18 protein-coding genes are annotated in these 19,579 nt (G+C 72.6%); 14 read left to right on the forward strand and 4 right to left on the reverse strand.

Annotated elements, in window-relative coordinates:
• Nucleotides 1–326 precede the first annotated feature (326 nt).
• The 7 genes from aroA (at nt 327) to AC067A_RS35150 (ending at nt 8,823) form a co-directional block, all read left to right on the forward strand.
• Nucleotides 327–1,574, forward strand: coding sequence for a 3-phosphoshikimate 1-carboxyvinyltransferase (gene aroA, locus AC067A_RS35120; protein WP_479247358.1), 1,248 nt, complete (start codon nt 327–329; stop codon nt 1,572–1,574).
• Nucleotides 1,575–1,608: 34 nt separating this feature from the next.
• On the forward strand, nt 1,609–2,859 hold the full coding sequence (gene dxr / locus AC067A_RS35125; protein ID WP_479247359.1) for a 1-deoxy-D-xylulose-5-phosphate reductoisomerase: 1,251 nt from the start codon (nt 1,609–1,611) through the stop codon (nt 2,857–2,859).
• Complete coding sequence (locus tag AC067A_RS35130; RefSeq protein ID WP_479247361.1) at nt 2,856–4,166, forward strand: M50 family metallopeptidase; 1,311 nt, start codon at nt 2,856–2,858, stop codon at nt 4,164–4,166. Before dxr ends, AC067A_RS35130 begins: the two co-directional genes overlap by 4 nt.
• A 103-nt stretch (nt 4,167–4,269) precedes the next feature.
• The gene (gene ispG / locus AC067A_RS35135) at nt 4,270–5,427 is read left to right on the forward strand and encodes a flavodoxin-dependent (E)-4-hydroxy-3-methylbut-2-enyl-diphosphate synthase (RefSeq protein ID WP_479247363.1); all 1,158 of its coding nucleotides are present in this window, start codon (nt 4,270–4,272) and stop codon (nt 5,425–5,427) included.
• A 204-nt stretch (nt 5,428–5,631) separates the two neighbouring features.
• Nucleotides 5,632–6,477, forward strand: a complete 846-nt coding sequence (locus AC067A_RS35140) for a GNAT family N-acetyltransferase (protein WP_479247364.1) — start codon at nt 5,632–5,634, stop codon at nt 6,475–6,477.
• A 28-nt stretch (nt 6,478–6,505) separates the two neighbouring features.
• Nucleotides 6,506–7,051 (forward strand): GNAT family N-acetyltransferase, encoded by a 546-nt coding sequence (locus tag AC067A_RS35145; RefSeq protein WP_479247366.1) that lies wholly within the window; start codon nt 6,506–6,508, stop codon nt 7,049–7,051.
• Nucleotides 7,052–7,122: 71 nt separating this feature from the next.
• Nucleotides 7,123–8,823, forward strand: coding sequence for a proline--tRNA ligase (locus AC067A_RS35150; RefSeq protein WP_479247367.1), 1,701 nt, complete (start codon nt 7,123–7,125; stop codon nt 8,821–8,823).
• A gap of 575 nt (nt 8,824–9,398) precedes the next feature.
• On the opposite strand, the gene AC067A_RS35155 is transcribed toward AC067A_RS35150, so the two are convergent.
• Genes AC067A_RS35155 through AC067A_RS35170 form a run of 4 tightly spaced genes read right to left on the reverse strand, consistent with a single transcriptional unit; the run spans nt 9,399 to nt 12,329 of the window.
• On the reverse strand, nt 9,399–10,349 hold the full coding sequence (locus tag AC067A_RS35155; RefSeq protein ID WP_479247369.1) for a slipin family protein: 951 nt from the start codon (nt 10,347–10,349) through the stop codon (nt 9,399–9,401).
• Nucleotides 10,350–10,394: 45 nt separating this feature from the next.
• A complete protein-coding gene (locus tag AC067A_RS35160) occupies nt 10,395–11,294 on the reverse strand; it encodes an aminoglycoside phosphotransferase family protein (RefSeq protein WP_479247370.1) in 900 nt (299 codons plus the stop codon).
• Nucleotides 11,295–11,325: 31 nt separating this feature from the next.
• Nucleotides 11,326–11,742, reverse strand: a complete 417-nt coding sequence (locus AC067A_RS35165) for a ferritin-like domain-containing protein (protein WP_479247372.1) — start codon at nt 11,740–11,742, stop codon at nt 11,326–11,328.
• Nucleotides 11,739–12,329 (reverse strand): hypothetical protein, encoded by a 591-nt coding sequence (locus AC067A_RS35170; protein WP_479247373.1) that lies wholly within the window; start codon nt 12,327–12,329, stop codon nt 11,739–11,741. Before AC067A_RS35170 ends, AC067A_RS35165 begins: the two co-directional genes overlap by 4 nt.
• Nucleotides 12,330–12,497: 168 nt before the next feature.
• Here AC067A_RS35170 and rimP point away from each other — a divergent pair, with 168 nt between their 5' ends.
• From rimP to truB, 7 genes are all read left to right on the forward strand, one after another.
• On the forward strand, nt 12,498–12,995 hold the full coding sequence (rimP, locus tag AC067A_RS35175) for a ribosome maturation factor RimP (RefSeq protein ID WP_479247374.1): 498 nt from the start codon (nt 12,498–12,500) through the stop codon (nt 12,993–12,995).
• A 2-nt stretch (nt 12,996–12,997) separates the two neighbouring features.
• On the forward strand, nt 12,998–13,993 hold the full coding sequence (gene nusA, locus AC067A_RS35180) for a transcription termination factor NusA (protein WP_479247376.1): 996 nt from the start codon (nt 12,998–13,000) through the stop codon (nt 13,991–13,993).
• A gap of 74 nt (nt 13,994–14,067) precedes the next feature.
• Nucleotides 14,068–14,349, forward strand: a complete 282-nt coding sequence (locus AC067A_RS35185) for a YlxR family protein (RefSeq protein ID WP_479247377.1) — start codon at nt 14,068–14,070, stop codon at nt 14,347–14,349.
• Nucleotides 14,350–14,495: 146 nt separating this feature from the next.
• Nucleotides 14,496–17,591: a translation initiation factor IF-2 gene (infB, locus tag AC067A_RS35190; RefSeq protein WP_479247379.1), complete on the forward strand. Its 3,096-nt coding sequence runs from the start codon at nt 14,496–14,498 to the stop codon at nt 17,589–17,591.
• Between the two features lie 150 nt (nt 17,592–17,741).
• Entirely contained in the window at nt 17,742–18,035 is a 294-nt protein-coding gene (locus AC067A_RS35195) for a DUF503 domain-containing protein (RefSeq protein ID WP_017235865.1), read from the forward strand.
• 29 nt (nt 18,036–18,064) lie between these two features.
• Nucleotides 18,065–18,505, forward strand: a complete 441-nt coding sequence (gene rbfA / locus AC067A_RS35200) for a 30S ribosome-binding factor RbfA (protein WP_365225781.1) — start codon at nt 18,065–18,067, stop codon at nt 18,503–18,505.
• A complete protein-coding gene (gene truB / locus AC067A_RS35205; RefSeq protein ID WP_479247381.1) occupies nt 18,502–19,401 on the forward strand; it encodes a tRNA pseudouridine(55) synthase TruB in 900 nt (299 codons plus the stop codon). Before rbfA ends, truB begins: the two co-directional genes overlap by 4 nt.
• Nucleotides 19,402–19,579: the final 178 nt, after the last annotated feature.

Below are 19,579 nucleotides of genomic sequence, written 5' to 3' on the forward strand. Positions count from 1 at the left end.
GGCCAGGGCACAAGGGGCGGAGGCGCCGCCGAGGGCGCCGTCCCGTGTGCCCACCCGTCCCGCCCAGCGGGACGATTGCCCACACGGCGGGCGGGGCGAAGGCGACGGCCCGCACGACTACGGGCGCGGGCCCACACGGCGGCAGGCCCAAGCCCACGCGAGCCCAGGCCCCCGCGGGCCCAGGCCCCCGCGAGCCCGGGTCACCGCCGGGCGCAGGCTCACGCCGGCGCGGGCCCACGCGGCACCATCCGGCGGCGCCGCGCCCCGCGCCGTCCACGTTCCGGACCCCGCCTCGCCCGGGCGGCGGCGCACGGCAGGATGGGTGGGTGACCGTCATAGACATCCCCGGATCCAAGTCCGTCACCGCCCGCGCGCTCTTCCTCGCGGCTGCCGCGGAGGGCACCACCACCCTTCTGAGGCCGCTGGTCTCCGACGACACCGAGGGCTTCGCCGAGGGCCTCACCGCTCTCGGCTACGCGGTCCGCCGCGAGGCCGACGCCTGGCACATCGAGGGCCGCCCCGCGGGACCGGGGGCGGCGGAGGCGGACGTGTACTGCAGGGACGGCGCCACCACGGCCCGCTTCCTGCCCACCCTGGCCGCCGCGGGCCACGGCACCTACCGTTTCGACGCCTCCGCGCAGATGCGGCGTCGGCCGCTCGCTCCGCTGACGCGGGCCCTGCGCGGCCTCGGGGTCGATCTGCGGCACGGCGGGGAGGAGGGGCACCATCCGCTGAGCGTCCACGCCCAGGGGGTGAAGGGCGGCGCGCTCACGCTGGACGCGGGGCAGTCCTCCCAGTACCTGACGGCGCTGCTCATGCTGGGCCCGCTCACCGCCGAGGGCCTCGACATCACCGTCACGGACCTGGTCTCGGAGCCGTACGTCGAGATCACCCTGGCCATGATGCGGAGCTTCGGCGCGGAGGTCACCCGGGAGGACGGCGGGGAGGGACGTACGTACCGGGTCGCCCCCACCGGCTACCGGGCGAGGACGTACGGCATCGAGCCCGACGCCTCCACCGCCGGCTACTTCTTCGCGGCGGCCGCGCTCGAACCGGGCCGCTCGGTCACCGTCCCCGGTCTCGGCACCGGCGCCCTCCAGGGCGACCTGGCGTTCGTCGACGTACTGCGCCGGATGGGCGCCGACGTCGAGGTCACCGACTCGGCCACCACCGTGCGGTCCACCGGCACCCTGCGCGGCCTGACGGTCAACATGCGGGACATCTCGGACACCATGCCGACGCTCGCCGCCATCGCGCCCTTCGCGGACGGACCGGTCCGGATCGAGGACGTGGCGAACACCCGGGTCAAGGAGTGCGACCGGCTCGACGCCTGCGCCGAGAACCTCCGCCGCCTCGGCGTCACCGTGCGCACGGGTCCCGACTGGATCGAGATCCTCCCCGGGAGCCCGGCGGGACCGGCTGAGATCGCCACCCACGGCGACCACCGGATCGTCATGTCCTTCGCCGTCACGGCGCTCCGCACGCCCGGCATCACGTTCGACGACCCCGGCTGTGTGAGGAAGACGTTCCCCGACTTCCACCGGGTCTTCGAGGGGTTCGCCCGCACCGCGTGAAGACCGCACGGTCTTTGCGGCAAGAATGGGGGGCATGAGCGACCGCCCCTCCCCTCTCGCCGACCCGCACATCGCCTTCGACGTGTCCGAAGGACGCCGGGACATCGTCGTCCTCGGCTCGACCGGGTCCATCGGCACCCAGGCCATCGACCTGGTGCTGCGCAACCCCGACCGCTTCCGGGTCACGGCCCTGGCAGCCTCCGGAGGCCGGGTGGGCCTGCTCGCCGAGCAGGCCCACCGGCTGAGGGTCGACGCGGTCGCCGTCGCCCGCGAGGAGGCGCTGCCGGAGCTGCGCGAGGCGCTGACGGCGCTGTACGGCTCCGAGCCGCTGCCCGAGCTCCTGGCGGGGCCGGACGCCGCCACGCGGCTGGCCGCCTCCCCGTGCCACACGGTGCTCAACGGCATCACCGGCTCCATCGGCCTCGCGCCGACCCTCGCCGCCCTCGAGGCCGGCCGCACCCTCGCGCTCGCCAACAAGGAGTCGCTGATCGTCGGCGGCCCGCTGGTGAAGGCGCTCGCCAAGCCCGGCCAGATCATCCCGGTCGACTCCGAGCACGCGGCCCTCTTCCAGGCCCTCGCCGCCGGCACCCGCGCCGACGTCCGCAAGCTGGTCGTCACGGCCTCCGGCGGCCCTTTCCGCGGCCGGACCAGGGAGCAGCTGGCCGGCGTCACCCGCGAGGACGCGCTGGCCCACCCGACCTGGGCGATGGGCCCGGTGATCACCGTCAACAGCGCCACCCTGGTGAACAAGGGCCTGGAGGTCATCGAGGCCCACCTGCTCTACGACATCCCCTTCGACCGCATCGAGGTCGTCGTCCACCCCCAGTCGTACGTCCACTCGATGGTCGAGTTCTCCGACGGCTCCACGCTGGCCCAGGCCACCCCGCCGGACATGCGCGGCCCGATCGCCATCGGCATCGGCTGGCCGGAGCGGGTCCCCGACGCGGCGCCGGCCTTCGACTGGACCAAGGCCTCCACCTGGGAGTTCTTCCCGCTCGACACCGAGGCCTTCCCGTCCGTCGGCCTGGCCAGGCACGTCGGCACCCTGGGCGGCACCGCCCCCGCCGTCTTCAACGCGGCGAACGAGGAGTGCGTCGAGGCGTTTCTCGCCGGACGGCTGCCGTTCAACGGAATCATGGATACCGTCACTGCGGTCGTCACGGAGCACGGGAACCCCGCCCGGGGAACCTCGCTGACCGTGTCGGACGTCCTCGAAGCGGAGACCTGGGCACGGGCCCGGGCCCGAGAGCTCGCAGCGAAGGCAACAGCGGAGGCCCGCGCATGACCGAAATGCTCCTGTACGCCCTGGGTATCGTGCTGTTCGCCCTCGGCCTCCTCGTCTCCATCGCGTGGCACGAGCTCGGCCACCTGTCCACGGCCAAGCTCTTCGGCATCCGCGTGCCGCAGTACATGGTCGGCTTCGGCCCCACCATCTGGTCGAAGAAGCGCGGCGAGACCGAGTACGGGATCAAGGCGATCCCGGCCGGCGGCTACATCCGCATGATCGGCATGTTCCCGCCCGGCGAGGACGGCAAGATCGAGGCCCGCTCCACCTCGCCCTGGCGCTCCATGATCGAGGACGCCCGGGAGGCCTCGTACGAGGAGCTCCAGCCCGGCGACGAGACCCGGCTCTTCTACACGCGCAAGCCCTGGAAGCGCGTCATCGTGATGTTCGCGGGACCGTTCATGAACCTGGTCCTTGCGGCGGCGCTGTTCTTCGGCTCGATGATGACGCTGGGGATCGCGGGCCCGACGACCGAGGTCGCGGGCGTCCAGAAGTGCGTCCTCAAGGTCAGCGACGAGCGCAAGGAGTGCCGGGCCGGCGACCCGGTCTCCCCGGCGTTCGCGTCCGGCCTGAAGGACGGGGACAAGATCCTCGCCCTGAACGGTCAGGCGGTCGGCGACTGGGACGCCCTCTCCGAGAGCATCCGCAACGCCCCCATCGGCCCCGCCACCCTCACCGTCGAGCGGGCCGGACAGCGGGTCGACCTCCACCCCACCCTCGTCTCCAACGAGGTCGAGAAGAAGGACTCCGACGGCAACGTCGTCCGGCCCGTCGAGTACGTCAAGGCCGGCTACCTCGGCTTCCAGCCGAAGTCCGAGGTCGCGCCGCTCAGCTTCGGCGAGAGCACCGAGCAGATGACCGCCCTCCTGGAGAACGGCGTCCACTCGGTCATCGCGCTGCCGGGCAAGATCCCCGGCCTGTGGGACGCCACCTTCGGCGACGGCGAGCGCGCCGAGGACTCCCCGGTGGGCGTGCTCGGGGCGGCCAGGATCACGGGCGAGCTGATGACCGTCGAGGCACCGCCGACGACGATCCTCGTGAGGTTCATGAACCTGCTGGTCATGTTCAACGTCTCGCTGTTCCTGTTCAACATGCTCCCGCTGCTGCCGCTCGACGGCGGCCACATCGCGGGCGCCCTGTGGGAGTCCGTGCGCCGCCACACGGCACGGATCTTCAGGCGCCCCGACCCGGGCCCGTTCGACGTGGCCAGGCTGATGCCCGCCGCCTACGTGGTGGCCGGCGTCTTCGTCTGCTTCACCCTGCTCGTCCTCGCCGCCGACATCGTCAACCCGGTGAAGATCACGTAGCGCCCAGGGGGGCCGGACCCGCTGGTGTCCGGCCCCCCGCCCCCGGGGCGGTAACCTCGGACACCTGAGCCCGCCGACGCACAACCTTGAGGTTGCACAGAAGATGACCGCGATTTCTCTCGGTATCCCGACCGTCCCGACCCGGCTCGCCGAGCGGCGCAAGAGCCGTCAGATCCAGGTCGGCAGCGTGGCCGTCGGCGGTGACGCCCCCGTCTCCGTGCAGTCGATGACCACGACCCGCACGTCCGACATCGGCGCCACGCTCCAGCAGATCGCCGAGCTCACCGCCTCCGGCTGCCAGATCGTGCGGGTCGCGTGCCCCACCCAGGACGACGCCGACGCCCTCGCCACGATCGCCCGGAAGTCGTCGATCCCCGTCATCGCGGACATCCACTTCCAGCCGAAGTACGTCTTCGCCGCGATCGACGCCGGCTGCGCGGCCGTCCGGGTCAACCCGGGCAACATCAAGCAGTTCGACGACAAGGTCAAGGAGATCGCCAAGGCGGCCTCCGACGCCGGCACCCCGATCCGCATCGGCGTCAACGCGGGCTCGCTCGACGCGCGGCTCCTCAAGAAGTACGGCAAGGCCACCCCCGAGGCCCTCGTCGAGTCCGCCCTCTGGGAGGCCTCCCTCTTCGAGGAGCACGGCTTCCGCGACATCAAGATCTCGGTCAAGCACAACGACCCGGTCGTCATGGTCGAGGCCTACCGCCAGCTCGCCGCCCAGTGCGACTACCCCCTGCACCTCGGCGTCACCGAGGCCGGCCCGGCCTTCCAGGGCACCATCAAGTCGGCCGTCGCCTTCGGCGCCCTCCTCTCGCAGGGCATCGGCGACACCATCCGCGTCTCGCTCTCCGCGCCCCCGGCCGAGGAGATCAAGGTCGGCATCCAGATCCTGGAGTCGCTGAACCTGCGCCAGCGCCGCCTGGAGATCGTCTCCTGCCCGTCCTGCGGCCGCGCCCAGGTCGACGTCTACAAGCTCGCCGAGGAGGTCACCGCCGGCCTCGACGGCATGACCGTCCCGCTGCGCGTGGCCGTCATGGGCTGTGTCGTCAACGGCCCCGGCGAGGCCCGCGAGGCCGACCTCGGCGTCGCCTCCGGCAACGGCAAGGGCCAGATCTTCGTGAAGGGCGAGGTCATCAAGACCGTCCCCGAGTCGAAGATCGTCGAGACCCTCATCGAGGAGGCGCTCAAGATCGCCGAGCAGATGGAGAAGGACGGCATCGCCAGCGGCGAGCCGACCGTCGCCATCGGCGCCTGACCTCACGGGCCGCCGTCCGCGGTCGCCGTCGCCGTCACCGGCGTCCTCCTCGTCCCGGGCCGCGGTCGCCCCGGTGACCGGATCCCGTACGCGAAGCCCCTCCGTCCCACCGGGCGGAGGGGCTTCGCGTGTGCGTGACGGCCCCTCCCCCAGGGCACGGGGGTACAGTGCGGAGACCAGCAGATCGCACCGTGAGGCCCCCTCGTGTTGACACAGACGACCACCCGGGTCCTCGAACCCGCCGACCTCGGCGCCGCGCTCGCCGTCCTGGAGAGCGCCCCCGTCGAGAACGCCTTCGTGGCCGCGCGCGTCCAGGTCGCCGGGCTCGATCCCTGGCGGCTCGGCGGCGAGATGTGGGGCTGGTACACCGAGGGAAGACTGCGCTCGCTCTGCTACTCCGGCGCCAACCTGGTGCCGATCTGCGCGACCCCCGAGGCCGTCCGCGCGTTCGCCGACCGGGCCCGCCGGATCGGCCGCCGCTGCTCGTCGATCGTCGGCCCGGCCGAGCCCACCGCCGCGCTGTGGCGGCTCCTCGAACCCAGCTGGGGCCCCGCGCGGGACGTCAGGGCCCACCAGCCGCTGATGGTCAGCGAGGAACCCTCCGCCGGCGTCACGCCCGACCCGCTGGTCCGCCGCGTCCGCAAGGACGAGATGGAGGCGATCATGCCCGCCTGCATCGCCATGTTCACCGAGGAGGTCGGCGTCTCCCCGCTCGCCAACGACGGGGGACTGCTCTACCAGGCCCGGGTCGCCGAGCTCGTCGGAGCGGGCCGCTCCTTCGCGCGCTTCGAGGACGGCAAGGTCGTCTTCAAGGCCGAGATCGGCGCCGCCACCCGCCAGGCCTGCCAGATCCAGGGCGTCTGGGTCGCTCCCGAGCACCGCGGCAAGGGCCTGTCCGAGACCGGCATGGCCGCCGTCCTCCAGTACGCCCTGGCGGACGTCGCCCCCGTGGTGAGCCTGTACGTCAACGACTACAACACCCCTGCCAGGGCCGCGTACCGCCGAGTCGGCTTCCGCGAGACCGGTGCCTTCATGAGCGTGCTGTTCTGAGACCCCGGCCGCTTGTAGGGTGCGCCGCATGGATGACGCAGACGTCGTGATCGGGCCCGTCAACCTCGCCGCCCGGGTGGACGAGGCCCTCGCCGTGCAGGCGATCGCCTTCGGCCTGGACGCGGGCGAGGTCGCCGTACGCCGCCACATCGTGCTGCGCCACCTGCTCAGCCCCGGCGCCCGCGCCTACGGGGCCACCACGCCCGAGGGGCGGCTCGTCGGCTTCGTGTACGGCATGCCCAACGACCGCACCCACTGGTGGTCCACCGTCGTCGAGTCGTACCTGCGCGCCACCGGCACCGCCGACTGGCTCGACGACTCCTTCGCCATCACCGAACTGCACGTCCACCCGGACTTCCAGGGCCGGGGCGTGGGCCGCGAGCTGATCACGACCATCACCGACGAGGTCGCGCAACCGCGCTCGATCCTCTCCGCGATCGACATCGAATCCCCGGCCCGCGGCCTCTACCGGACCCTCGGCTACCGGGACCTCGCCCGTCAGGTGCACTTCCCGAGCGCCGCCCGGCCGTACGCCGTCATGGGCGCGCCGCTGCCCCTGCTGCGCCGGAACTGATTTCTCGTCGCCGGTGCTGCCCGGCTAACCTCCTAGCCATCAACGTCAGTCCCGGCAGGAGTACGAGAACCATGGCCAACGCACCGGTCCAGCGCATGTCCCAGTTGATGGCGAAGACGCTGCGCGACGACCCGGCCGACGCCGAGGTCCTCAGCCACAAGCTCCTCGTCCGCGCGGGCTACGTCCGCCGCACCGCCGCCGGCATCTGGAGCTGGCTGCCCCTCGGCAAGAAGGTCCTCGCCAACGTCGAGCGCATCGTCCGCGAGGAGATGGACGCCATCGGCGCCCAGGAGGTCTCCCTCCCCGCCCTGCTGCCCCGCGAGCCCTACGAGGCGACCGGCCGCTGGGACGAGTACGGCGCCGAGCTGTTCCGCCTGCAGGACCGCAAGGGCGGCGACTACCTCCTCGGCCCGACCCACGAGGAGATCTTCACCCTCCTGGTCAAGGACCAGTGCTCGTCCTACAAGGACCTGCCGGTCATCCTGTACCAGATCCAGACGAAGTTCCGGGACGAGGCCCGCCCCCGCGCCGGCATCCTGCGCGGCCGCGAGTTCCTGATGAAGGACTCGTACTCCTTCGACACGGAGGACGAGGGCCTCGCCCGGTCCTACGCCCTGCACCGCCAGGCCTACCAGCGCGTCTTCGAGCGCCTCGGCCTCGACTACCGCATCTGCGCCGCCACCGCCGGCGCCATGGGCGGCTCCAAGTCCGAGGAGTTCCTCGCCCCGGCCGAGGCCGGCGAGGACACCTTCGCCGACTGCCCGAACTGCGACTTCGCGGCGAACACCGAGGCCGTCTACCAGGAGGTCAAGCCGGTCGACGCCGCCTCGGTCGCCGCCGCCGAGGAGATCCCCACCCCCGACACCCCCACGATCGAGACGCTCGCCGCCTCGCTCGGCGTCGAGGCCTCGGCCACCCTGAAGAACCTCCTCGTGAAGGTCGACGGCGAGATCGTCGCCGTCGGCGTCCCCGGCGACCGCGAGGTCGACATGGACAAGGTCGAGGCGCACTTCGCCCCGGCCACCGTCGAGCTGGTCACCGAGACCGACTTCGCCGCCCGCCCCGACCTCGTCCGCGGCTACGTCGGCCCCCAGGGCCTCGACAAGGTCACCTACATCGCCGACCCCCGCGTCGCGCCGGGCACCGCGTGGATCACGGGCGCCAACAAGGACGGGATGCACGCGAAGAACGTCGTCGCGGGCCGCGACTTCGAGGTCACCGAGTACGTCGACGTCGTCGTCGTCCAGGACGGCGACCCGTGCCCCAAGTGCGGCACCGGCCTCAAGCTGGACCGCGCCATCGAGATCGGCCACATCTTCCAGCTCGGCCGCAAGTACGCCGACGCCCTCAAGCTCGACGTCCTCGGCCAGAACGGCAAGCCGGTCCGCGTCACCATGGGCTCCTACGGCATCGGCGTCTCCCGCGCCGTCGCCGCGCTCGCCGAGCAGACCGCCGACGAGAAGGGCCTGTGCTGGCCCGCCGAGGTCGCCCCCGCCGACGTCCACGTCGTCGCCGCCGGCAAGGCGCTCCAGACCGAGCTCGCGCTCGAGGCCTCCGACAAGCTGTCCGCCGCCGGTCTCCGCGTCCTCGTCGACGACCGTCCCGGCGTCTCCCCGGGCGTCAAGTTCACCGACGCGGAGCTCATGGGCGTGCCCCACATCCTCGTCGCCGGCCGTCGCTCCGCCGAGGGCGTCCTCGAACTCAAGGACCGCCGCACCGGTGCCCGCGAGGAGCTCACCCTCGCCGAAGCCCTCACCCGCCTCACCGCCTGACCCCGCCGCCCGCCCTCCACGCCTGACCCTCCGGCCCCGGCCCTTCCGCGCCTGACCCTCCGGCCCCGGAGCCCGCCCTCCGTGGCCGGCTCCGGGGCCGCGGCCTCCCGGCCTGCGCCTCCGGGCTCCCGCCCCGCCCCATGCGGGCCTGCGCCCGCCCCACACCCCTCGTGTGGGCCTGCGACCGCCCCACCCCACCCCTCGTGTGGGCACTCGTCCCGCCCCGCGTGGGCCTGCGCCCGCCACCCACCCACCTGCCGTGTGGGCAATCGTCCCGCTGGGCGGGACGGGTGGGCACACGGGACGGCGCCCTTTGCCGGGCCCAGGTTTTCCGTGCCTGAGCGGTGCGCCGGAGGTGCGGCGCCGTGGTGGGTTGTGCCCACCCGTTCCGCCCCGCGGAACGCCTGCCCACAACCCGGGACACGGGGATGGGTGCCGCCCCCGTTCCCTCGCGGAACTCCTGCCCACAACCCGGGGCACGGGGGTGGGAGTCGCCCACAACCGGGCCGGGCCCGGGCCGGGCCCGCAACACAGGCGCGGGCAGCGCGGCGCGCCGGTTCCGCCCCGCGGGGCGGCTACGCGTCGGCGGGTTTGGGGGTGGGCTCGACGGAGGATCCGGTGAGGTCCTCGATGGCTTCCTCGGCGGCGGCGCGCCCGCGCAGATAGGCCTCGCCCGGCGGCAGCGGCGGCACGGGCGGCGGCCCGGCAGCGGCGGCACGGGCGGCCTCCGCGGCCGCTGCCGCGTCCGCCTCCGCGTCGGGGGCCGCCGGCGTCGCGCGCTCCAGGAAGCGGAGCAGTTCGACGGGGATGGGGAGGACGAGGGTGGAGTTCTTCTCGGCGGAGACCGCCATGACGGTCTGGAGGAGGCGGAGCTGGAGCGCCGCGGGCTGGTCGGACATGACGCCCGCCGCCTCGGCGAGCTTCTTGGAGGCCTGGAGTTCCGCGTCCGCGTTGATGACGCGGGCCCGCCGCTCGCGGTCGGCCTCGGCCTGGCGGGCCATGGAGCGCTTCATGGTCTCGGGCAGGGAGACGTCCTTGATCTCGACGCGGTCGATGGCGACGCCCCAGCCCATGGCGGGGCTGTCGAGCATGAGCTCGAGACCCTGGTTGAGCTTCTCGCGGTTGGAGAGGAGGTCGTCGAGGTCGCTCTTGCCGATGATGGAACGGAGCGAGGTCTGCGCCATCTGGGAGACGGCGAACTTGTAGTCCTCGACGCGGACGAGCGCGTCGGCGGGGTCGACGACCTTGAAGTAGACGACGGCGTCGACGCGTACGGTCACGTTGTCGCGGGTGATGCCCTCCTGCGCCGGCACGGGCATGGTGACGATCTGCATGTTCACCTTGTGCAGGCGGTCGACGACCGGAACGATCATCGTGAAGCCGGGGGAGCGGACGCCCTCGCGCAGCCGGCCGAAGCGGAAGACGACCCCGCGCTCGTACTGCTTGATCACCCGCGCCGCCGCACCGGTGTACACGGCGGCCGCCGCACACGCGCCCGCCGCCGCCATCAGCAGCTCTTCGATCATCACGGCCCCCTGGTTTGAGCCGAACGGTACAAAAAGGGTATTCCCCTACAGCCAGCTCGCGAACTCGAGGAGCAGTTCGGCGTCCTGCCGCCGCCCCGCGGTCAGTGCCCGCGTACCCGACTCGACGGCGCGGAACAGGGTCCAGCCCCGCAGCCGCTCCCGGTCGAGGTCCAGGGAGTCGGCCAGCTTGTTGACCCGCCGCCGGGCCGCCGAGGCGCCGGAGGACGCGGCCACCAGGTCCTCGACCCGGTCCCGTACGAGCCGGGCGAGGTCGTAGGCCCGCTCGCCGACCAGCGGTTCGGGTCCGACGGCCAGCCAGGGCGCCCGGTCGCCGGCGAGCACCTTGCCCTGGCGGAAGTTCCCGTGCAGCAGCAGCGACTCGGGGGAGGCGGACGCCAGCTCCTCGCGGGCCGAGAGCGCCGCCGCCGTCAGGTCGGCGGTCGGGGCGTCGGACAGGTAGGGGCGCATCGCCTCGGCCTGGCGGGCGGTGCGCTCGGTGACCGACTCGAAGACGTGCCCGGCCGGGGGCTCGACCCACAGCCTGCGGACGGTCCCGGCCGCCTCCAGGAGCGCCTTGGCCTCGGGCAGGGAGCGCAGCGAGACCTCGGGATGCAGCCGTTCGAGGACGAGCGCGCCCGCCCCGGCCCCGTCGAGGAGCTGGACCGCGCCCCAGCCGTTCCAGTGGGCCAGCGCGTCCCGCTCCAGGTCGGGCCGGGTGAACGGGGGCGCGATCTTGAGTGCGGCGGGGGTGCCGTCGGACCGTCGGACGAGGACCACGAGGCTGCTCCGTCCGCCGGGGGCCATCACCCGTTCGGCGTCGAGGGAGGCGTGGTCGAGCGCCTCGTCGGCGAGTCCGGGCAGCTTTCCGAGCCACTCGGCCGCCGCGGCGTCCCCGTACGTCTCGCCGAGCGTCCTGACGAGTCGCTGCGGCGGTTCGAAACCCATGCGTACGTCGTTCCTTCGGTCGGGGCCGGACTCACACCCGCTCGGCGAGCCCAGGAAAGGTTACGTCGCTGCCGCGCCAGCGGACGGCCCGTACCGCCGCCTCCCGGAGCGCGGCGGCCGCCTCGTGGCGCAGTCGGCCCTCGGCTGCCCGCACGAGGTCGGAGTACACCCCGGCCACCCGGTCCTCCAGGACCGCGGCCAGGCGTACGGCGCCGGCCGGGTCCCCGACGGGGAACGGCAGCGCGTACGCGGCCTCCGAGGCCACCGGCGTGCCGCCCAGGTCGCGGACGGTGCGGCGCAGCGCGTCGCGTCGCGCCCGGTGGGCCTCGTACGCCGCCGTGGCCTCGGGGCGCCGCTCGGTGCCGATCCGGCCGCCGACGACCCCGTACCCGTAGACCGCCGCGTGTTCGGCGGCCAGGGCGGCCTGGGCCGCGTCGAGGGCGGTCATGCCCGGGCTCCTTCGGTCAGCAGGTAGGCGTGCGCGGCGCCCGCGGCGGCCACCGAGGCGAGCAGCCGGGCGTACTCGGGCGGGGCCGCGAGCAGCGCGGCCGTGTGCCGGTCGGAGGCCGTCCGGGCGGCGGCGGCGAGCTCCTTCAGGGCCGCCCGGGGGTCGGCCGGCACCGGCGGGCCGGCGGGCGCGGGGGACGGGCTCGCGGACGTGCCGGCGGGCGCGGGGGACGGGCTCGCGGACGTGCCGGCGGGCGGGGAGACGGCGGCCGTCGCGGGGGTCACGGTCGTCCCGCCCTCGCCGAGCGCCTCCGCGTGGGCCGCCGCCGAGCGCCGCAGCGGTGTCAGGCGGGGCGTGAGGGCGGGGTGCGCGGCGAGGACGGCGTCGTAACGTTCCAGCAGGGCCCGGGCGGAGGTCACCGAGCGCAGCCGCAGCGCCGCCTCGGCGCGTGCCACCCGTTCGGCCTCCCGTTCGGCGGCGGTCGGCTGCCGCGTACCGCCGTCCGAGGGGGAGTCGCAGCCCGCGAGGGCCGCCGCGCCCGCCGCCGCGCCCGCCACCAGGAGCGCGCGCCTGCCCGTCGTCGTCACGCCTTCTCCCTCGGCTGTCGTCCGTCGTCGAAGATCGTCGAGATCACCGCAGGCGAGCGTACCCGCGGGCCCCGGGGCGGTGGACGGCAACACCCTCCGGGACCGGATACCCTTTGGTCTGACACGCGACGAACCCACAACAGCACACGCGGCCGAGGAGTCACCCGGATGAGCACCACCCAGAGCGACAGGCTGCGCGGACTCGTGGAGCCGCTCGTCGCCGCGAAGGACCTGGATCTGGAAGAGATCGAGGTGTCCCGGGCCGGCCGCCGCGGACTGCTGCGGATCGTCGTCGACTCGGACGAGGGCGTGGAGCTGGACGTCTGCGCCGAGCTGAGCCGCGAGATCTCCGAGAAGCTCGACGAGACCGACGCGATGGGCGACGGCGAGTACGTCCTCGAGGTCAGTTCCCCCGGCGCCGAGCGCCCCCTGACCGAGCACCGCCACTACGTGCGTGCCACCGGCCGCCTCGCCAGGTTCCAGCTGGCCGAGGAGGGCGACGTCGTCGCCCGGATCCTGGCCGTGGACGAGGACGGCCTCGACCTCGAGGTGCCGGGCGTGAAGGGGCGCAAGCCCACCGCCCGCCGGGTCGCGTTCGCCGACATCGCCAAGGCGCGTGTCGAGATCGAGTTCAACCGCAAGGACAAGAAGGAAGAGGAGGCGTAGCCGTGGACATCGACGTGAAGCTTCTCAAGGGCTTGGCGCATGAGAAGGAGATCTCCTTCGACCTGCTGGTCGAGGCGATCGAGTCGGCCCTCCTCATCGCGTACCACCGCACTCCCGACGCCCGCCGCCACGCGCGCGTGGAGCTGAACCGGGCCACCGGCCACGTGACCGTGTGGGCGAAGGAGGACCCCTCCGAGCTGGAGGAGGGCCAGGAGCCCAAGGACTTCGACGACACGCCGTCGGACTTCGGCCGGATCGCGGCGAGCACCGCGCGCCAGGTCATCCAGCAGCGGCTGCGCGACGCCGAGAACGACGTGACCTTCGGCGAGTACGCCCGCCGCGAGGGCGATGTCGTCGCCGGCGTGGTGCAGCAGGGCAAGGACCCGAAGAACGTCCTGGTCCGTCTGGACGACAAGCTGGAGGCCATTCTCCCGGTCCAGGAGCAGGTGCCGGGCGAGGACTACACGCACGGTCTGCGCCTGCGGACGTACGTCGTCCGGGTGGCCAAGGGTGTCCGCGGTCCGTCCGTCACCCTTTCGCGCACCCACCCCAATCTGGTGAAGAAGCTCTTCGCCCTCGAGGTGCCGGAGATCGCCGACGGCTCGGTCGAGATCGCGGCGATCGCCCGTGAGGCCGGTCACCGCACCAAGATCGCCGTGCGGTCCACCCGTTCGGGCCTGAACCCCAAGGGCGCCTGCATCGGCCCGATGGGCAGCCGCGTCCGCAACGTGATGGCGGAGCTGCTCGGCGAGAAGATCGACATCGTCGACTGGTCGGACGACCCGGCCGAGATGGTGGCGAACGCGCTCTCCCCGGCGCGGGTCTCCAAGGTCGAGGTCGTGGACATGGCCGCCCGGTCCGCCCGGGTGACGGTGCCGGACTACCAGCTGTCGCTGGCGATCGGCAAGGAGGGCCAGAACGCCCGCCTCGCCGCCCGCCTCACCGGCTGGCGGATCGACATCCGTCCCGACACGGAGCCGGCCGGCCCGCAGGACTGAGATCGTTTTTGGCCAACAACTGTTCGATTCTTGCCCCGAACGGGTGGGGTCGGTACGGGGAGGTAGACTTAATCGTGTCTGGCCGGACGCAAGCCCGCGTATGCCCTGAACGAACCTGTGTGGGATGTCGGGAGCGAGCGGCCAAGAGCGATCTGCTGCGGATCGTGGTGATCAAGGACGAGTGTGTTCCGGATGATCGCGGTACGCTGCCCGGCCGGGGTGCGTACGTGCACCCCGCCGTGGTCTGTCTCGACCTTGCGGTCCGCCGCCGGGCGTTCCCGAGGGCCTTCAAGGTCCAGGGCCCGCTCGACACGACGGAACTGCGTCACCACGTCGAGCGGTCGGCACCGCAGTGAAGAAGTACGGCACGGATCACCGTGCGGTCAGGTACCTCGCGAGTTGGAAGTAGGTCGAGATTGCGATGAGCACTCGATGAGTACGCGATGAGTACGCCCATGAAGTAGCGACGGTCCGGCGGTAATCCGGACCTAAAAGGAGCGAAGTGGCTAAGGTCCGGGTATACGAACTCGCCAAGGAGTTCGGTGTGGAGAGCAAGGTCGTCATGGCCAAGCTCCAAGAACTCGGTGAGTTCGTCCGTTCGGCGTCCTCGACGATCGAGGCGCCGGTCGTGCGCAAGTTGACTGACGCTTTGCAGGGTCCCGGCGGCAACGCCGGCAAGACCGCTGCCAAGCCCGGCGCGCCCCGCAAGGCGGCGCCCTCCCCCGCGGCGCCGTCTCCGGCCGCCGCGGCACGTCCCGCTGCCCCCAAGCCCGGCGCCCCGGCCCCCAAGCCGGCCCCCGCCGCGCCCGCGGCGCCGGCTCCGGTCACTCCGGCCGCGCCCGCGAGCAGCACCCCCTCTCCGGCTCCGGCCGCCTCGGGCCCCCGCCCGGGCCCGAAGCCCGCCCCCAAGCCGGTCACGCCGGCTCCGGCCGCCCCCGAGTTCACCGCGCCTCCGTCGGCTCCCGCCGCCGGTCAGCGTCCCGGTGGCGCCGCGCAGGGACCCCGCCCCACCGGCGAGCGTCCCGCCCGTCCGGGTCAGCAGTCCCCCCGCCCGCAGGGCCAGGGTGCTCCGCGCCCCGGCGGCCAGCAGGCCCCCCGTCCGGGCGGTGCCCGTCCGGCCGGCCCGCGTCCGGGCAACAACCCGTTCACCTCGGGTGGCTCCACCGGCATGGCGCGACCGCAGTCGCCCCGTCCCGGTGGCGGCGCCCCGCGTCCGCAGGGCGGCCCCGGCGCCGTTCCGGGCGCTCCGCGTCCGCAGGGTGGCCCCGGTGGCGCCCCGCGTCCGCAGGGCCAGGGCGGCGCGCGTCCCACCCCCGGTGGCATGCCGCGTCCGCAGGCTCCCCGTCCGGGCGGCGCGCCCGGCGGTAACCGTCCGAACCCGGGCATGATGCCGCAGCGTCCCGCTGCCGGCCCGCGTCCCGGTCCTGGCGGTCGTGGTCCCGGTGGCCCCGGCGGTCGTCCGGGTGGTCCCGGCGGCGGCGGTGGCGGTCGTCCCGGCTTCGCCGGTCGTCCGGCCGGTCCCGGCGGCGGCGGTGGCGGCTTCGCCGGCCGTCCCGGTGGTCCCGGTGGCGGCGGCGGTCGTCCGGGTGGTCCCGGCGGCGGTGGCGGCGGCTTCGGCGGTCGTCCCGGTGGCTTCGGTGGCCGTCCCGGCGGTCCGGGTGCCCGTGGTGGCACGCAGGGCGCCTTCGGTCGCCCCGGCGGTCCCGCGCGTCGTGGTCGCAAGTCGAAGCGTCAGAGGCGCCAGGAGTACGAGGCCATGCAGGCCCCGTCCGTGGGCGGCGTGATGCTGCCTCGCGGCAACGGCGACACCATTCGCCTGTCGCGCGGTGCGTCCCTCACCGACTTCGCCGAGAAGATCGGCGCCAACCCGGCGTCGCTCGTCGCGGTGATGATGAACCTCGGCGAGATGGTCACGGCCACGCAGTCGGTCTCCGACGACACGCTGCAGATGCTCGGCGACGAGATGAACTACGTCGTCCAGATCGTCAGCCCGGAGGAGGAGGACCGCGAGCTCCTCGAGTCCTTCGACATCGAGTTCGGCGAGGACGAGGGCGGCGAAGAGGCTCTGGTCTCCCGTCCGCCGGTCGTCACCGTCATGGGTCACGTCGACCACGGTAAGACCCGACTGCTCGACGCGATCCGCAAGACGAACGTCGTCGCGGGCGAGGCCGGTGGCATCACCCAGCACATCGGTGCCTACCAGGTGGGTACCGAGGTCAACGGCGAAGAGCGTCGCATCACCTTCATCGACACCCCGGGTCACGAGGCGTTCACCGCCATGCGTGCCCGTGGTGCGAAGTCGACCGACATCGCGATCCTCGTGGTCGCGGCCAACGACGGCGTCATGCCGCAGACGATCGAGGCGCTCAACCACGCCAAGGCCGCCGGCGTCCCGATCGTCGTCGCGGTCAACAAGATCGACGTCGAGGGTGCCGACCCGACCAAGGTCCGCGGTCAGCTGACCGAGTTCGGTCTGGTGGCCGAGGAGTACGGCGGCGACACGATGTTCGTCGACATCTCCGCCAAGCAGGGTCTGCACATCGACTCCCTGCTGGAGGCCGTCGTCCTCACCGCCGACGCCTCGCTCGACCTGCGGGCCAACCCGAACCAGGACGCGCAGGGTATTGCGATCGAGTCCCACCTCGACCGCGGTCGCGGTGCCGTCTCGACCGTCCTGGTCCAGCGCGGAACGCTGCGCATCGGCGACACCGTGGTGGTCGGCGACGCGTACGGCCGCGTCCGGGCGATGCTCGACGACAAGGGCAACAACGTCGAGGAGGCGACCCCGTCGACTCCCGTCCTGGTGCTCGGTCTCACCAACGTGCCGGGTGCCGGCGACAACCTCCTGGTGGTCGACGAGGACCGTACGGCCCGCCAGATCGCCGAGAAGCGCGCTGCGCGTGAGCGCAACGCCGCCTTCGCCAAGCGCGTCCGCCGGGTGTCCCTCGAGGACCTCGACAAGGTGCTCAAGGCCGGTCTGGTCCAGGAACTCAACCTCATCATCAAGGGCGACGCGTCCGGTGCGGTCGAGGCCCTCGAAGCCTCGCTGCTCCAGCTCGACGTCGGTGAAGAGGTCGACATCCGGGTCCTGCACCGCGGTGTGGGTGCGGTCACCGAGTCCGACATCGACCTGGCGATGGGCTCCGACGCCATCGTCATCGGCTACAACGTCCGTGCGGCCGGCCGTGCCGCGCAGATGGCGGAGCGCGAGGGCGTCGACGTCCGGTACTACTCGGTGATCTACCAGGCCATCGAGGAGATCGAGGCGGCCCTGAAGGGTCTCCTCAAGCCGGAGTACGAAGAGGTCGAGCTCGGTACGGCGGAGATCCGCGAGGTCTTCCGCTCGTCCAAGCTGGGCAACATCGCCGGTGTCCTCATCCGCTCCGGCGAGGTCAAGCGCAACACCAAGGCGCGCCTCGTCCGCGACGGCAAGGTCATCGCCGAGGACCTCACGATCCACGGTCTGCGCCGCTTCAAGGACGACGTCACCGAGATCCGCGAAGGCTTCGAGGGCGGTATCAACCTCGGAAACTTCAACGACATCAAGATCGACGACGTCATCGCGACGTACGAGATGCGCGAGAAGCCGCGCGCCTGATCGCGTCCGATCGCAGCACTGAGTCGGGGCCGGTCGGCGGAAGTTATTCCGTCGATCGGCCCCGGCCGTTGCGTGTACGGTTCTGGTGTCCCTGCCGAGCGACGGCCCGGCAGGCCACCGAACCCGAACCGGCGGGACATCCGGCACCGCATGTACGTGGGGACTCTGTCCTTCGATCTGCTCCTCGGCGACGTTCATTCGCTGAAGGAGAAACGCTCCGTCGTCCGGCCCATCGTCGCCGAGCTCCAGCGCAAGTTCTCCGTGAGCGCGGCCGAGGTGGGCGACCAGGACCTCCACCGCAGGGCCCGGCTGGGCGTCGCGCTGGTGTCCGGGGACCACGGATTCGTGTCGGACGTGCTCGACCGCTGTGAGCGGCTCGTCGCCGCGCGTCCCGAGGTGGAGCTGCTGTCGGTGCGCCGCAGGCTCCACACTGATGAAGACTGATTGAGCAAGGCAAAGAAGGAGAAGGACCAGTGGCCGACAACGCGCGGGCGAAGAAGCTGGCGGACCTCATCCGGGAGGTGGTCGCCGAGAAGCTGCAGCGCGGCATCAAGGACCCCCGCCTGGGTACGCACGTGACCATCACGGACACCCGCGTCACCGGTGACCTGCGGGAGGCCACGGTCTTCTACACGGTCTACGGCGACGACGAGGAGCGGGCGAGCGCCGCGGCCGGTCTGGAGAGCGCCAAGGGCATCCTCCGTTCGGCCGTGGGCCGGGCGGCGGGGACCAAGTTCACCCCCACCCTGACCTTCGTGGCCGACGCCCTCCCGGAGAACGCCAAGACGATCGAGGACCTCCTCGACAAGGCACGGGCCTCGGACGCCCAGGTGCGGGAGGCCTCCTCGGGCGCCTCCTTCGCCGGCGAAGCCGACCCCTACAAGAAGCCGGGCGAGGACGAAGCCGCCGAATGAGCACCGCAGCCAAGACGCCCGACGGCCTTGTCATCGTCGACAAGCCGTCGGGCTTCACTTCGCACGACGTCGTGGCCAAGATGCGGGGGATCGCCAGGACCCGCCGCGTCGGCCACGCCGGCACGCTCGACCCCATGGCCACCGGCGTCCTCGTCCTCGGCGTGGAGCGGGCGACCAAGCTCCTCGGTCACCTCGCGCTGACCGAGAAGGAGTACCTGGGCACCATCCGCCTGGGCCAGACGACGATCACCGACGACGCCGAGGGCGAGATCACCGCCTCCGTGGACGCCTCCGGGGTGACCCGAGAGGGCATCGACGCGGGCGTCGCCGAGCTGACCGGCGCCATCATGCAGGTGCCGTCGAAGGTCTCCGCGATCAAGATCGACGGCAAGCGGTCGTACGCGCGCGTGCGCGGCGGCGAGGAGTTCGAGATCCCGGCCCGCCCGGTCACCGTCTCCTCCTTCCGGGTGTACGACGTCCGGGAGGCCGTGGCCGAGGACGGCACGCCCGTCGTCGACCTCGTCGTCTCGGTCGTCTGCTCCTCCGGTACGTACATCCGGGCGCTCGCCCGGGACCTCGGTGCCGGACTCGGCGTGGGCGGCCACCTGACCGCGCTGCGCCGCACCCGGGTCGGGCCGTACAAGCTGGACGCGGCCAGGACCCTGGACCAGCTCCAGGAGGAGCTCACGGTCATGCCGGTCGCCGACGCGGCCACGGCGGCGTTCCCCCGCTGGGACGTCGACGAGAAGCGGGCCAAGCTGCTGCTCAACGGCGTCCGCCTGGAGATGCCGGAGTACCCGAAGGGGCCCGTCGCGGTCTTCGGACCCGACGGCACGCTGCTCGCGCTGGTCGAGGACCAGCGGGGCAAGGCGAAGAGCCTGGCCGTCTTCGGCTGAGCACGTCCGGACCCCCGGTGGGGCGGGCACGCGTCGCGCGGGCCCGCCCCACGTCGTTCCCCCGGCTTCCCCCCAGGAAGTCACTGTCCGCCCGAGCCCAGGAAATTCACCCCAACGGGGAGGCGCTCGGAGTGAACGGGGGAGTGTCAGGGGGCGCGTTTCCCGCCGAGCGTCGTGC

Source organism: Streptomyces sp. NPDC043176 (assembly GCF_056436715.1).